The 13,753-nt window shown below is 70.9% G+C and carries 14 protein-coding genes; 6 read left to right on the forward strand and 8 right to left on the reverse strand.

What is annotated here, in order from left to right; translation table 11 throughout:
- The first annotated feature begins 92 nt into the window (after positions 1-92).
- Genes ABZ953_RS03125 through ABZ953_RS03135 form a run of 3 tightly spaced genes read left to right on the forward strand, consistent with a single transcriptional unit; the run spans position 93 to position 1,356 of the window.
- The gene (locus ABZ953_RS03125) at positions 93-944 is read left to right on the forward strand and encodes a helix-turn-helix transcriptional regulator (protein WP_361717012.1); all 852 of its coding nucleotides are present in this window, start codon (positions 93-95) and stop codon (positions 942-944) included.
- Between the two features lie 11 nt (positions 945-955).
- Positions 956-1,147, forward strand: coding sequence for a hypothetical protein (locus tag ABZ953_RS03130; RefSeq protein ID WP_361715825.1), 192 nt, complete (start codon positions 956-958; stop codon positions 1,145-1,147).
- A 17-nt stretch (positions 1,148-1,164) separates the two neighbouring features.
- Positions 1,165-1,356, forward strand: coding sequence for a hypothetical protein (locus ABZ953_RS03135; RefSeq protein ID WP_361715828.1), 192 nt, complete (start codon positions 1,165-1,167; stop codon positions 1,354-1,356).
- A 76-nt stretch (positions 1,357-1,432) separates the two neighbouring features.
- On the opposite strand, the gene ABZ953_RS03140 is transcribed toward ABZ953_RS03135, so the two are convergent.
- The 4 genes from ABZ953_RS03140 to ABZ953_RS03155 all read right to left on the reverse strand — a co-directional run bounded on the left by ABZ953_RS03140 (position 1,433) and on the right by ABZ953_RS03155 (position 5,277).
- Entirely contained in the window at positions 1,433-2,923 is a 1,491-nt protein-coding gene (locus ABZ953_RS03140) for a gluconate:H+ symporter (RefSeq protein ID WP_361715831.1), read from the reverse strand.
- A 115-nt stretch (positions 2,924-3,038) separates the two neighbouring features.
- Positions 3,039-3,449 carry a RidA family protein gene (locus ABZ953_RS03145; RefSeq protein ID WP_361715834.1) on the reverse strand — a complete coding sequence of 137 codons (411 nt, stop codon included), beginning with the start codon at positions 3,447-3,449 and terminating at the stop codon, positions 3,039-3,041.
- Positions 3,446-4,210, reverse strand: a complete 765-nt coding sequence (locus ABZ953_RS03150; protein ID WP_361715837.1) for an IclR family transcriptional regulator — start codon at positions 4,208-4,210, stop codon at positions 3,446-3,448. The genes ABZ953_RS03145 and ABZ953_RS03150 overlap by 4 nt, the downstream gene beginning before the upstream one ends.
- Positions 4,207-5,277: a sugar kinase gene (locus tag ABZ953_RS03155; protein ID WP_361715840.1), complete on the reverse strand. Its 1,071-nt coding sequence runs from the start codon at positions 5,275-5,277 to the stop codon at positions 4,207-4,209. Before ABZ953_RS03155 ends, ABZ953_RS03150 begins: the two co-directional genes overlap by 4 nt.
- Positions 5,278-5,405: 128 nt before the next feature.
- Here ABZ953_RS03155 and ABZ953_RS03160 point away from each other — a divergent pair, with 128 nt between their 5' ends.
- Together ABZ953_RS03160 and ABZ953_RS03165 are read left to right on the forward strand one after the other, a co-directional pair.
- On the forward strand, positions 5,406-6,725 hold the full coding sequence (locus ABZ953_RS03160; protein ID WP_361715843.1) for an amino acid deaminase: 1,320 nt from the start codon (positions 5,406-5,408) through the stop codon (positions 6,723-6,725).
- Positions 6,726-7,065: 340 nt separating this feature from the next.
- The gene (locus ABZ953_RS03165) at positions 7,066-8,682 is read left to right on the forward strand and encodes a D-aminoacylase (protein WP_361715846.1); all 1,617 of its coding nucleotides are present in this window, start codon (positions 7,066-7,068) and stop codon (positions 8,680-8,682) included.
- A 61-nt stretch (positions 8,683-8,743) separates the two neighbouring features.
- On the opposite strand, the gene ABZ953_RS03170 is transcribed toward ABZ953_RS03165, so the two are convergent.
- Positions 8,744-9,646: a serine protease gene (locus ABZ953_RS03170; protein WP_361715849.1), complete on the reverse strand. Its 903-nt coding sequence runs from the start codon at positions 9,644-9,646 to the stop codon at positions 8,744-8,746.
- A 98-nt stretch (positions 9,647-9,744) separates the two neighbouring features.
- On the reverse strand, positions 9,745-11,217 hold the full coding sequence (locus ABZ953_RS03175) for a cellulase family glycosylhydrolase (RefSeq protein ID WP_361715852.1): 1,473 nt from the start codon (positions 11,215-11,217) through the stop codon (positions 9,745-9,747).
- Positions 11,218-11,327: 110 nt separating this feature from the next.
- Here ABZ953_RS03175 and ABZ953_RS03180 point away from each other — a divergent pair, with 110 nt between their 5' ends.
- Complete coding sequence (locus tag ABZ953_RS03180) at positions 11,328-11,903, forward strand: hypothetical protein (protein ID WP_361715855.1); 576 nt, start codon at positions 11,328-11,330, stop codon at positions 11,901-11,903.
- A gap of 4 nt (positions 11,904-11,907) precedes the next feature.
- On the opposite strand, the gene ABZ953_RS03185 is transcribed toward ABZ953_RS03180, so the two are convergent.
- Both ABZ953_RS03185 and ABZ953_RS03190 read right to left on the reverse strand, forming a co-directional pair.
- Positions 11,908-12,195, reverse strand: coding sequence for an SCO5918 family protein (locus tag ABZ953_RS03185; protein ID WP_361715858.1), 288 nt, complete (start codon positions 12,193-12,195; stop codon positions 11,908-11,910).
- Between the two features lie 91 nt (positions 12,196-12,286).
- On the reverse strand, positions 12,287-13,726 hold the full coding sequence (locus ABZ953_RS03190; protein WP_361715861.1) for a DEAD/DEAH box helicase: 1,440 nt from the start codon (positions 13,724-13,726) through the stop codon (positions 12,287-12,289).
- Positions 13,727-13,753 lie beyond the last annotated feature (27 nt).

Consider the following 13,753-nt stretch of genomic DNA (forward strand, 5'->3'; position numbering starts at 1 on the left):
TGTGCCACCTTGCAGCAGAAATTGAACCCGACCGTGGTCAGATTGAGCCCATGGGCGGCAGACTGCTGACGAACATCACGAAGGGGAACGCCATGCCACCAAGGACGACGCCTAGCGAGCGCCAGAAGCGACTGGGCAGCGAGCTGCGCAAGATGCGGGTGGCCGCCGGGATGTCGACTGAGCACGCTGCGGGACTGCTCGGTCTGGACCGCGCGAAGATCTCGAACATCGAGACGGGGATCCGCACCATCAGTGCGGAGCGCCTTCGCACGCTGGCGTGCAACTGCGACTGCTCCGACGCGGCGTACGTCGACGCGCTCGTTGCCATGGCTGGACCAAACGGGTGTGGCTGGTGGGAGCGTTACCGGGGCTCTCTTTCTCCGAGACTCCTGGACATCGCCGAGCTGGAGTCGTACGCCGTACGCATGCGCACCGCGCACACCGCGCACATCCCCGGGCTGCTCCAGACCAGCGACCACGCGCTGGAGCTGTTCCGCGCGGTGCTTCCGTCGCTGCCCGAGCACGAGTCCGCCCTCCGACTGGCTTACCGAGTGGAACGACAGAAGGTCCTGTTGGGCGAGGACCCGCCGGAGTATGTCGGAATCGTCCACGAGGCGGCCCTGCGCATGCAGTTCGGAGGACGCACAGTGGCCCGCACTCAGCTCAACCACCTGCTCACCGCATCCGAACGCCCGAACCTCCAGCTCCTGGTGATTCCGTTTGCGGCGGGCACGTTCCCAGGTGCCGGGCAGACGGTCAACTACCTCGAAGGACCCGTACCGCAGCTCGACACCGTCCAGGTCGACAGCTCTCACGGACCGGAATTCCTGGGTGGCGAGGCTCAGTTGTCCAAGTACCGAGCCCATCTGGACTGGATGGAGCGCATCGCCCTGTCGCCCGAGGCGTCACGCGATTTCATCCACGACATCATCGACAAACTCTGAGGAGCCACCCCATGACCGAGATCACGTGGGAAGACCCTTTCTGCGGCGAGGGTGCCAGTTGCTTCCGCATAGGCACCGACCCCACCGGCAGGGCCTACATCGCCGTCGCCGGTCAGGAGGACCACTACCTCACCGACACCCACGAAGCCCTGCGCTCCCTCATCCGCGACATCAAAGCAGGCAAAGCCGACCACCTCCTCTAGCGCCAAGGAGCGACACCATGCCCGAGATCAACTGGGAGGACCCCTTCTGCGGCGAAGGAAACAACTGTTTCCGCCTCGGCACCGACCCCACCGGCAACGCCTACATCGCCATCTCCGGCCAAGAGGACCACTACCTCACCGACACCCGCGAAGCCCTCCGCACTCTCATCCGCGACATCAAGGCAGGCAAGGCCGACCACCTTCTCTAGGGCTACGCAGTGGACGGGGGCGCCCGGCAGCATTGCCGAGTGCCCCCGTCCGCGTACGTACGAGAAGCGGGCCGCGCTACACGAACAGGCTGACCGCGCCCGCCACCGCAAACCCGGCGACGGACAGCACCGACTCCAGTACCGTCCACGTCTTCAACGTGTCCCGCTCACTGATGCCGAAGTACTTCGCGACCATCCAGAAGCCACCGTCGTTGACGTGCGAGGCGAAGATGGAGCCCGCCGAGATGGCCATGATGACCAGGGCGGTGAAGGCCTGGGAGTAGTCGCCCTCGGAGAGCAGGGGGGCGACGATGCCCGCCGTGGTGACGATCGCGACCGTCGCCGAGCCCTGGGCGACCCGCAGGATCAGGGAAAGCAGGTACGCGAGGACGATGATCGGCAGGCCGACGTCCTGGAAGGTGTCCGAGATCGCGCCCGCCACACCGCTCGCCTTGAGGACCGCACCGAAGATCCCGCCCGCGCCGACGACCAGGAGGATGTTGCCGACCGGCTTGAGGGAGGCGGTGGAGACGGTTTCAAGGGACTTGCGGGACCAGCCGCGCCGGATGCCGAGCAGGTAGTACGCCATGAGGAGTGCGATCGTCAGGGCTACGAAGGGGCTGCCGAAGAACTCTATGACCGAGCGGAAGGTGGAGGGGTCGAAGGCGATCGAGGAGAACGTGGCGAGGAGGATCAGGACCAGCGGCGTGCCGATGATCGTGAAGACGATGCCCAGCGACACCGGCTCCTCCCGCGGGGCCACGCCCGCCGCACGCTGCTCGGCGACGACTGCGGCCTTCGCCTCGTCGGCGGCCTCGACCATGTCCTGCGGCACCGGCACGAAGATGCGCTTGCCGACCCAGGCTGAGAAGGCCCAGGCGGCGAGAACGGCCGGGATGCCGCAGACGATGCCCATGAGGATGACCCAGCCGAGGTCGACCTTCAGGAGGCCCGCGGCGGCCACCGGGCCCGGGTGCGGGGGCAGGAACGCGTGGGTCATGGAGAGACCCGCGAGCAGGGGGAGGCAGTAGAGGAGGATCGACTTGCCGCTGCGCTTGGCGGCGGCGTACACGATCGGTGCGAGGACGAAGATGCCGACGTCGAAGAAGACGGGGACACCGAAGATCAGGCCCGTCAGGCCCATGGCCAGGGGGGCGCGCTTCTCGCCGAAGAGGCCGAGGAGGCGGGAGGCGAGGACCTCGGCGCCGCCGGAGACTTCGAGGATCGCGCCGAGCATCGTGCCGAGGCCGATGATGATCGCCACATGGCCGAGGATGCCGCCCATGCCGGACTCGATGACCGAGACGGCTTCGGACTTCTGGACGGTGCCGAAGAGTTCCGTGACGGAGAGGCCCGCGGAGAGGCCGACGACTATGGAGACCGCGAGGAGCGCCACGAAGGGCTGCAGCCTGACCTTGATGATCAGGAAGAGCAGAAGCAGGATGCCGAGCGCGGCGACGGTCAGCAGGCCTGGCGTGCCGTCGATCAGGGCGAGCAGTCCGCCGGTGTGCGGTGGTGCCTCGGCGGCGGGGGCGGCCGCGAGCGCGGCGAAGGGCGACGGGGACATCGTTGACCTCGTAAGTGCATGGGGCTTTCGGGGCAGGGGGGATCGCGGCGCGGCGCCCCGGGGATGGGCGCCGCGCCGTGACGACGAACGGCTTGCTGGTGGAGAGGGATGTGCGTCAGCCGAGGACGGCGAGCGCGTCGATCTCGATGAGGAGGCCCGCCGGGAGACCGACGTAGACCGTGGTGCGGGCGGAGGCGGGGGCCTTCAGGCCCTGCTCCTCGAAGTAGGAGTTGTAGATCTCGTTCATCTCCGCGAAGTGGTCCACGTCCGTGAGGTAGACGCGCATCATCATCACGTCGTCCCAGGTCGCGCCGCCCTCTTCGAGGATCGCCTTGACGTTGGCGAAGGTCTGGAGGGTCTGCTCGCGCAGGGTCGGGCCCGCGGGGGTGGGGGCCTTGCCCTCCTCGGCGGGGAGGAAGCCGACCTGTCCTGCGACCTGAAGGATGTTGCCCTTCTTCACGCCGTGGGAGAACTTCGCGGGCGGGGTGGTGTGGGTGGCCGGGGTGAGGGCGGTCTTCTCGGTCATGAACTTGCTTCCTTCAGAGGGGCGTTGCCGGAGTACTCGCGGCTGATGGCGTCCGCCGTGCGGCGGACCAGCGGGAGGAGGGTGAGGAGTTCCTCGGCGGTCACGACGACATTCGGTGCGGAGACCGACATGGCGGCGACGACGCGCCCGTCCGCACCGCGGATGGGGGCCCCGATGCAGTTGATGGACTCCTCGTGGCCACCGAGGTCGGTGGCCCAGCCCTGTTCGCGCACGGCGGCAAGCTCCCTGAGGAACGCGGCGGCGTTGGGCGTCGAACGGGACGTGTAGGTGGGGTAGTCGAGCTTCTCCGCGATGGCGCGGCGCTCGGCCTCCGGGAAGTCGGAGATCAGCAGCTTGGCGACGGCGGCGACCGTGATCGCCACCGGCTTGCCGATACGGGAGTACATCCGTACCGGATAGCGGCTCTCGACCTTGTCGATGTAGAGGACTTCCTGCTCCTCGTAGACGGCGAGGTGGACCGTGTGGCCGCACTTCTCGTTGAGGGCGAGGAGGTGGGGGTGGGCGATCTCGCGCACGTCGAGGCTCTCGACGGCCTGCTGGGCGAGGGCGAAGAGGCGCGCGCCGAGGCGGTAGCGCTGGTCGGACTGGCGGAAGACCAGGCCGTGCTCGTGGAGGGTGCGCAGGAGCCGCAGGGCCGTGGACTTGTGCACGTCGAGGCGGTCGGCGACCTGGCCCAGGTCGGCGGGGCCCTCGGCGAGCAGCGGCAGGATCGAGAGCGCTCGGTCGACTGTCTGGCTCATGGGGTACGTACCTCCTCCTCGGCCTCGGTGTCCGCCGGAACGAGGTCCGTCCAGCCGGGGCCGAGACGAAGTGTCTCCCAGGCGGCGTCGTCCAGGTCGGCGAGGCGGTCGGCATGAGTGCGGGCAGGGGGTGTGGCGAGGTCGCCGGGGACGGTGAGCGCGGCGGCGGCCATCAGGTGGCCGTGGCGCAGGCACCGGTCGGCGGGCAGGTCGCGCAGGGTGGCGGAGAGGAAACCGGCGGCGAAGGCGTCCCCGGCGCCGACGGGCGCGACGACATCCACGTGCAGGGCGGCCCGGAACACGGGGTCCTCGCCGTGCCGGAAGACGGTGGCGCCGCGGCTGCCCTGCTTCACCACGAGGGTGGCGGGCTCGGGCAGGGCGGCGCGGACGGCGGCGGGCCCGCCGGTCACGCCCCAGGCGGCCGCGGCCTCGTCCTCGCCGACGAAGACGAGATCGGCGCCGCGGGCGAGGTCGAGGAGGACACCGGGGCCGTCCCCCGCGTCTTTCCACAGCCGCGGCCGGTGGTTGATGTCGAAGGAGACGAGCGGGCCGCGGTCCGGGCGCCGGGTGCAGAGGTGGCGTACGAGGGCCAGGCAGTCGGCGGAGAGGGCGGGGGTGATGCCCGACAGGTGGAGGATGCGGGCGGCGGTGAGGGCGCCCTCGTCGACGGAGCTGGGCGACATGGCGGAGGCGGCGGAGCCCGCGCGGTAGTAGACGACCTCGTGGGCGTCGGTGTCGCGGTCGTCGGCGGTGCGGAAGTAGATGCCGGTGGGGCGGTGCGGGTCGCGGCCGACGGCGGAGGTGTCGACGCCGTAGCGGCCGACGGCCTCGACGAGGTGGTCGCCGAAGCCGTCGGCGCCGACGCGGCTGACCCAGCGGGCGGTGTGTCCGGCGGCGGCCAGGGCGCAGGCGACGTTGGACTCGGCGCCGCCGATCCCGCGGTCGAAGGAGGGCACGTCGGCGAGGCGGCCGGGCCGGGCGGGCAGGAACGTGACCATGGACTCGCCGAGTGCCACGACGTCCACCACTGCCTGTGCGGCCGCCCCTGCGGCTGCCTGTGCGGTCACGATCTTCCAGCCCCTCAACCGACTCTCCGGATCCGTTGACCCGGCGTTGGCTCGGATGTTAGACAGCAGTAAGCGACATACGCAATGACCGTTGCAAATAATGCAACGCACTCCTGGAGGAGGCGCCCATGGCCGCCGACAACGCCGTCGAACGTCCCGCCGATTCAGCCGCCGGTTCAGCCGCCGAACGGCTCGCCGGTCTCGCGGACGAGCGGCTCGATCACCGCTTCAAGGGCCTTCCTCCGGACGCCGAAGGGCTGACGGTGGGCGAGCTGGCGGCGCAGCGGCGCAACCTCTTCACGGGCGGCTTCACCACCCCCGTACTCGCCCTTTCGGCCGAGCGCCTTGAGCACAACCTCGCCCTCATGGAGACGTACTCCGAGCGGCACGGCCTCGCCTTCGCGCCGCACGGCAAGACGTCGATGGCCCCGCAGCTCTTCGCCCGCCAACTGGCGCGCGGGGCATGGGGCATCACGCTCGCGGTGCCCCACCAGGTGCGCGTGGCACGGGAGTTCGGCGTCCAGCAGATCTTCCTCGCCAATGAACTCGTCGACGCGGCCGCGCTGCGGTGGCTCGTCGGCGAGCTCGACGCGGACCCCTCCTTCCGCTTCATCTGTTACGTCGACTCCGTACGCGGCGTCGAGCTGATGCACGCCGCGCTCAGCGAGGCGGGCGCGAGCCGCCCCGTGGACGTCGTGGTGGAGCTGGCGGCGGGCGACGGCGCGCGGACCGGCGTACGCACCGAGACGGAGTGCTTCGAGATCGCCACCGCCGTCGCGGGCGCGGACACGCTGCGGCTCGTGGGCGTCGCCGGGTACGAGGGCGAGGTGCCGGACGCGTCGAGCGAGACCGTCACGGCGTGGCTGCGCCGCCTCATCTCGCTCCTCGTCGACTTCGACAAGTCCGGGCACTTCGCGGACCTGCCCGAGGTCGTGCTCAGCGCGGGCGGCAGCGCGTGGTTCGACGCGGTGGCCGCCGTCTTCGCGGAGCTGCCCGAACTGTCGCGGCCCGTGTGCAAGTTGCTGCGCTCCGGTGCGTACGTCTCGCACGACGACGGCCACTACAAGCATCTGACGCCGTTCAACCGGGTGCCGGAGGAGGGCGCACTGGAGCCCGCCTTCCGGCTCTGGGCCCAGGTGGTGTCCCGGCCCTCCGCCGAGCAGGCGTTCACCAACGCGGGCAAGCGGGACGCGGCGTACGACCTGGACCTGCCCGAGGCGCAGGTCGTCCGCCGGGACGGCACGGAGCGCCCGGCGACCGGGGTCGCCGTCACCGGCCTCTCCGACCAGCACGGATGGCTCCGGACGACTCCGGAGGCGGACCTCGCGGTCGGCGACTGGCTCGGGATGGGGCTTTCGCATCCGTGCACGGCGTTCGACAAGTGGGAGCTGATCCCGGTGGTGGAGGGGGACGGGACGGTCACGGACTACGTCCGCACGTTCTTCTGACCGGGGGGTCTCGCGGGCGCCCTGTCCCGCCGCTCCGCGGCGGATGGGATCTCGGGGGCTTCCGGCTCTCCGGTCCCTTGCGGCGGTGGGTGGCAGCCCTGTCCCGCCGCTTCGCGGCGGATGTATCCCACCCACCCACCCGTTTGCCCCGCGACGTCCAGCGGGAGTAGGAACCACCCCACCCACCCCTTCGCCGCCAACGGCGGACCCGCCCCACAAGGGCCACCCGCACCCGGCGACGAGACCCGCACGGGCGGTGCGGGTGGGAACAAAAAGACCCGGCCGGAGGCCGGGTGCACCACAACCCGGCTGCAGCCGAACGCAGAGGAAAGGCACCCCCATGGACCTGGTGATCCGGGACGCACGCGTCATAGACGGCACCGGAGGCGCCTCCTACCGCGCCGACGTAGCCGTACACGAGGGCAGAATCACGGAGATCCACCGGGAGGGAGAGTCAAAAGGGCCCCGCCCAACGGGGCAGGCCACCCTCGACGCCGAAGGCCTCGCACTCGCGCCCGGCTTCATCGACATGCACGCCCACAGCGACCTCGCCCTCCTCAGGGACCCGGACCACTCCGCGAAGGCCGCGCAGGGCGTGACCCTGGAGGTCATCGGCCAGGACGGCCTGTCCTACGCCCCCGTCGACGACCGCACGCTCGCCCAGGTCCGCCAGGCCATCACCGGCTGGAACGGCGACGGCAGCGACATCGACTTCACCTGGCGCACGGTCGGCGGCTACCTGGACACCCTGGACACCGCCCACGGCGGCCGCGGCATCGCGGTGAACGCCGCGTACCTCATCCCGCAGGGCACCGTCCGCATGCACGCGCTCGGCTGGGACGACCGCCCGGCCACCGCCGCCGAGCTGGACCGGATGAAGGAGCTCGTCGCCGAGGGGATGCGGGAGGGCGCCGTCGGCATGTCGTCGGGGCTCACGTACACGCCGGGCATGTACGCCGACGACTCCGAACTCACCGAACTCTGCAAGGTCGTGGCGGCCCACAACGGCTACTACTGCCCCCATCACCGCAGTTACGGCGCCGGTGCCCTCCAGGCGTACGAGGAGATGGTGACCCTCACCCGGACCGCGAACTGCCCCCTCCACCTCGCGCACGCCACCATGAACTTCGGCGTGAACAAGGGCAAGGCCCCCGACCTGCTCGCCCTCCTCGACGACGCCCTCGCGCAAGGGGCGGACATCACGCTCGACACGTACCCCTACACCCCGGGCTGTACGACGCTCGTGGCGATGCTGCCGAGCTGGGCGAGCGAAGGAGGGCCCGACGCCATCCTCGCCCGCCTCAAGGACGACGGGACCGCCGAGAAGATCCGTCACCACATGGAGGTCATCGGCGCCGACGGCTGTCACGGCGTGCCGATCGAGTGGGACAGGATCGAGGTCTCGGGCGTCTCCGACCCCGGTCTCGCCTCCTGCGTCGGCAAGACCATCGCCCGGTCGGCCGCCCAGCGCGGCGAGGAGCCGTGGATCACCGCCCGCCGTCTCCTCATCAACGACAACCTCGGCTCGACGATCCTCCAGCACGTCGGTCACGAGGAGAACGTGCAGGCGATCATGCGGCACCGGGTGCACACCGGCGGCAGCGACGGCATTCTGCAGGGCTTCAAGCCGCACCCGCGTGCGTACGGCACGTTCCCGCAGTACCTCGGGCGGTACGCACGGGAGCTCGGCGTCATGTCCCTGGAGGAGACCGTCGCGCACCTCACCTCGCGCCCGGCGGCCCGTCTGCGCCTGTCCGACCGGGGCGTCGTCCGTGAGGGCTACCGCGCCGACCTGGTCCTCTTCGACCCGGAGACGGTCGCGGCGGGGTCGACGTTCGAGGCGCCGCGCACCCTGCCCGTCGGTGTCCCGCACGTCCTGATCGACGGCAGGTTCGTGACGCGGGACGGCCGACGCACGGACGTCCTCGCGGGACGTGCCGTACGCCGGACCCCCTGAGGACGGACCCCTTGAGGACGGACCCCTTGAGGACGGGCGCCCGAGGACGGGCGCCTGTCGACTACCTCGCGGCGGCCGGCCGGGGCAGCTTGCAGCCCTTCCGGCCCAGGTCGATCTTGCTGGCCTTGCCGACGCACGGCACGATCCCGTACGTCTCCTGGGCGTAGTTGATGCCCTTGCGCACGGTCACCCTGCCCTTGCGGTCGATCTCACAGGGGTTGTTGAGGGTGCAGCGCTCGCCGTCCTCGTTGCCCGTGTTGTTGACCGCGGTGACCTTGCCGGTCTTGTGGTCGATCACCGGTGAGCCCGACGTGCCACCGATGGTCTGGCACTCGGGGGTGTAGCGAACGGAGTCCTTCCAGGTCCACCCGCCCTCCTTGATGCGGTGGACGAACCCGTCGATGTTGCAGCTGTACGTCTTCTTCCAGTAGCCGGAGACGACCGTGATCGGCCGCTTCTTCACCGGGTGGTCGTCCTCGAGCTCCAGCGGCTTGATCTTGTACTTCGCCGTGATGTCGCGGTAGCTGCTGGTGAGTTGGTAGAGCGTGATGTCGGTGTCCGTCATCGTCGCGTACGACACCTTGGACGCCTTGAGCGTGGCGACCTCGTTCGCTCCCGCGTCGAGCAGCTTGAAGGTGCGGGTGGACGGCTGGTCGACGATGACCTCACCCGCCGCGGGGAACCCGGACTCTATGCAGTGGCCGTTGGTGAGCACGAGGGCCGGGTCGCCCGGTTTGGACTTGGGCGTGCGGACGACCGAGCCGGAACAGTTGCTGAGCGCCACCGTCCCCGCGAAGTCGACCGCCTTGGTCTTGGACTTGGACTTGGACGTGGACTTGGACTTGGACGTGGCCTGAGCCTGCTGGGTCGGCTGGTCGTCGCCCGCGAACGCGGGTGCCGCACCGGCACCGGCCAGGGCGAGGGCGAGCAGCCCGCCCGCTACCGCTTTGCTCGTCTGTCCCATCTGTGGAGCCCCCCTTGCGATGTACACCAGTCGTACGTATGTCAGGGGCATTCTTGAGGTCACTGTGCAGCCGGACAAGAGGTGGGAACTCTTTCATTTCACCCACGTGGTGTGATGCGGACAGCGTGCGTGCCCGGCTCCGAACCGAGCGTGAGGATACGGGTCTTGGAATCCCAGTCCCAGGAGCGTCGCTCTACGCCCCGCACCCTGGCGCCCTTCGGAAAGTGGCGCGCGGGCAGCCGGACTTCCGTGCCGCCCCGTACGCCCGCCCTGCCCCGCCAGCTCACCGTAAGGACCTTGTCCGCCGCGTCCCACCGGTAGGCGACCGGGTCCCCGGCGATGGCAGTCGGAGAGGGCCGGTCGAGCACGGGCAGCAGCGCGGTCGGCTTCATGTCGGCGTCCCACGGCGCCCAGGTACCGGGGTCGTTGGACCAGTACGCGAAGCCCGCGCCCATCTCGTCGGCCGTCCGCTGCACCACCTCGACGTAATCCATGGCACCCGGCAGACCCACGTCGAGCCCGAACTCCCCGACGACCACGGGTGCCCCGAGCCGTCGCGCGGTCTTCTCCGTCTGCTCGCGCCAGGCCCGCAACGACCGGTCGACCTGGCTCTTGGTGCCACCGGTGTAGCCGCCGCCCAGGTCCATGGGGAGGGGGTAGAGGTGCGGCGCGTACGCGATGCGGGCCTCGTCGCCGTCACCGCGCGGGTCGTCCAGGCGCGGAAGTCCGGACGCGAAGCCCCAGTTGGCACCGATGGCCGACGGTTCGACGAAGAGCCAGTGGTCGCGGTCGACGGTGCGGATGGCGTCGATGCCGTCCTGGTAGAGGCGCGCGAGCGGGCCCGACTCGAACGCCGGACCCTGCACGCTGCCGCCCCACGGCTCGTTCATCAGGTCGTACCCGATGACGGCGTCGTCGTCGGCGAAGTGGCGGGCCACCTCACGCAGGGCGCCGACGTAGTGCCCTCGCAGATCGCGCCCGCCGCCTTCGACCGTCCCCCAGAAACGGTCGAAGGCGCGGACGGTCCCGGGCTCGGCGTAACCGAGTTCCCAGGGGTCGGTGGCGGCGGACGCGAGGCCGTCGGTCCCGGTGGCCCACGCGGGCGCGCCATTGCCGCCGACCCGTGGCCCGTACAGGTCCTGGTGCATGTCGAGCAGCACGTGATAGCCCCGCTCGCCGTACCAGCGCACGCGTTCGGCGACCCGCTTCAGATACGTCCTGTCGTACGTTCCCGGGGACGGCTCGACCTTGCGCCACTGGAGGAGGAAGCGGACGAAGTTCGTGCCCAGCGCGCGCTGTTCGCGCGCGACGTCCTTCTCCTCGATCCAGGGCATGCCGTCCGCCGCTTGTTTGGCGCTGCTCGCCGTGGACAGGCCGCGCAGCACCAGCGCGCGCCCCTGCCGGTCGGTGATCCAGCGGTGGCCGCTCGCGGTGTCGGCGCGCGCGGCGCCCGCGCCCTCCGGTCCGACGGCGACCAGCAGCGCGGCGGCGACGGCGAGCACGACGGCGCCCACCGCCCCGGCGCGCCACCGAGCGCGCCACCAAGTGCGCCGTGCCGCAATGGACTTCATGGCCGGGATGGTAGATCGCGGAAGCCCCGGCGCAACAGACCTGAGCATTGTTCACTTTTTTCGGCCGTGTCCCTGTCCGCGACGGCCGGGGCGGCCTACAGTGGCGCGCCATGCGGACGACATTCGACACGGTGCGGGACGTGGTCGTAAGGGCCCGGACCGATGCCACCGTCGTGGTCGCCGGGGTCTGCCTGTTGCTGGTTCTCGCACACGGCAGCGCCACCGTGCTGACCGCGTTCACCGCGCGGGCAGGCCTCACGGTCGCGCCGAGCGCGCTCGGCGTGCCCTACGCGCTGCCAGGCCTTCGGGCGACGCCTCTGGGCGCGACGGACTGGTCCTGGCAGCTGTGCGAGGACTTCGCGGCGCTGCTCCTGATCGCCGTGGCGGCCGCCCGGATGCGCCGCCATCTGCGCCTGCGCCCCCGCGCGGGCCGCGCCCTTCGGCTGCTCGCGGGCTGGACGGCACTGCTCGCGGGCGCCACCGTGGCCGGCGCGTGGCGGGGCATGGTCGCGGCCCGCATGGTCGAGGCGGGCACATGGGGGTGGCTGATCCTGCCGCTGACCGGCGCACTGTTCGGCGCGCTCTGGGGAGTGGCCCTCGGCTGGCTGCCGGGGGCCGCGGCGCTCGCTCCGGGACTACGGGACTACGGGACTACGGGGACGACGACGGACCGACTAGACGACTGACCGGCTAGACGACGGACGTGGGCCAGGGCGCGGGCTCCGGCGCGGGCACCACCGGCACCGGAGCGGTCCGGCAGGTGAAGCCGAGGCCGGTCAGCGCCCTGGTCACCTCGCGGGCCGAGAAGTCACGGCGGTCCTGCCGCGTGATGATCTCCCCCACCTGCTTGACCGGGTAGTGGCGCCGACCGATGATCACGGACTCACCCGTGACGGGTTCGGGCTTGACGCCCTTCATGACCTGCTCCACCTCATTCTTGAAGAGGTCGAACGGGAAGCGGGCGATGACACAGCGCATGGTGCCTCACAGGGAGAGGGGAGACGGGGAGACGGGGAGAGGAGCGGTGGTCGGGCAGGGCGCCGGGGCGGGGAGTCGGCCGGGCCCGTGGTCAGGCTGCGTTGTCCTCCCGCGAGCGGGCGGCGTAGGCGCGGCGCGCGCGGCCGTCACGGGGGCGGCGGCCACGGGCCGTCGATCCGCCGCGGCGGGAGTCCTCCCTCGGCGGCGCCGCGATGGTCACCGGGATGCCCGAGGGGGCCTTGGCGCCGGTGATGCGGGTCAACTCGGCCTCGCCGGAGCGGACTTGAGCGGTGTGCGGCCGGATGCCCGCGGCGGCCATAAGGCGCGTCATGTCGCGCCGCTGCGCCGAGGTGACCAGCGTGACGACGCTGCCCGAACCGCCGGCGCGGGCGGTGCGGCCGCCGCGGTGCAGGTAGTCCTTGTGGTCGGCGGGCGGGTCGACGTTGACGACGAGGTCGAGGTCGTCGACGTGGATGCCGCGTGCCGCGACGTTCGTGGCGACGAGCGCGGTGACCTGGCCGGACTTGAACTGGGCGAGGGTGCGGGTGCGCTGGGGCTGGGACTTGCCGCCGTGCAGGGCCGCCGCGCGCACGCCGCTGCTGAGCAGGTGCGTGGTGAGCCGGTCGACCGCGTGCTTGGTGTCGAGGAAGAGGATCACGCGTCCGTCGCGGGCGGCGATCTCCGTGGTGGCGGCGTACTTGTCGGCGCCGTGGATGTGCAGCACGTGGTGTTCCATCGTGGTGACCGCGCCCGCCGACGGGTCGACCGAGTGGACGACCGGGTCGCTGAGGTAGCGGCGGACCAGGAGGTCGACGTTGCGGTCAAGGGTGGCCGAGAACAGCATCCGCTGGCCGCCGGGCCGCACCTGGTCGAGGAGCTCGGTGACCTGGGGCAGGAATCCCATGTCGGCCATCTGGTCGGCCTCGTCGAGCACGGTGACGGCGACCTGGTCCAGGTGGCAGTCGCGGCGCTCGATGAGGTCCTTGAGGCGGCCCGGCGTCGCGACGACGACCTCGGCTCCGTTGCGCAGGGCACCGGCCTGCCGTCCGATCGACATGCCGCCGACCACGGTGGCCATGCGCAGCCTGAGCGACCTGGCGTAGGGGGTGAGCGCGTCCGTGACCTGCTGGGCGAGCTCGCGCGTGGGGACGAGGATCAGCGCGAGCGGGCGGCGCGGTTCGGCGCGCTGCCCGGCGGTACGGGTGAGCACCGCGAGGCCGAAGGCGAGGGTCTTGCCGGATCCGGTGCGCCCTCGGCCGAGGACGTCCCGGCCCGCGAGGGAGTTGGGCAGCGTGGCCGCCTGGATCGGGAAGGGGGCGGTGACGCCGAGGCCGGTGAGGGTCTGCAGCACCCCGTCCGGCAGGCCGAGCGCCGCGAAATCCTCGACGGGCGGGAGGGCCGGGGTGACGGTGACCGGCAGCGCGAACTCTCCCTGGAGCGCGGCGGGGCGGCGGCCCCCGTAGCTCTTGGGCCGTCGGCTGTGCGTGCTGTTGGTGCTGTGCGGACTGTTCGTGCGCGTTGAACGGTTCACGGAGAACCTTCCTCGATGCGGCGCGTA

The sequence above is a fragment of the Streptomyces sp. NPDC046465 genome, assembly GCF_040646035.1.
Taxonomy (GTDB): Bacteria; Actinomycetota; Actinomycetes; order Streptomycetales; family Streptomycetaceae; genus Streptomyces.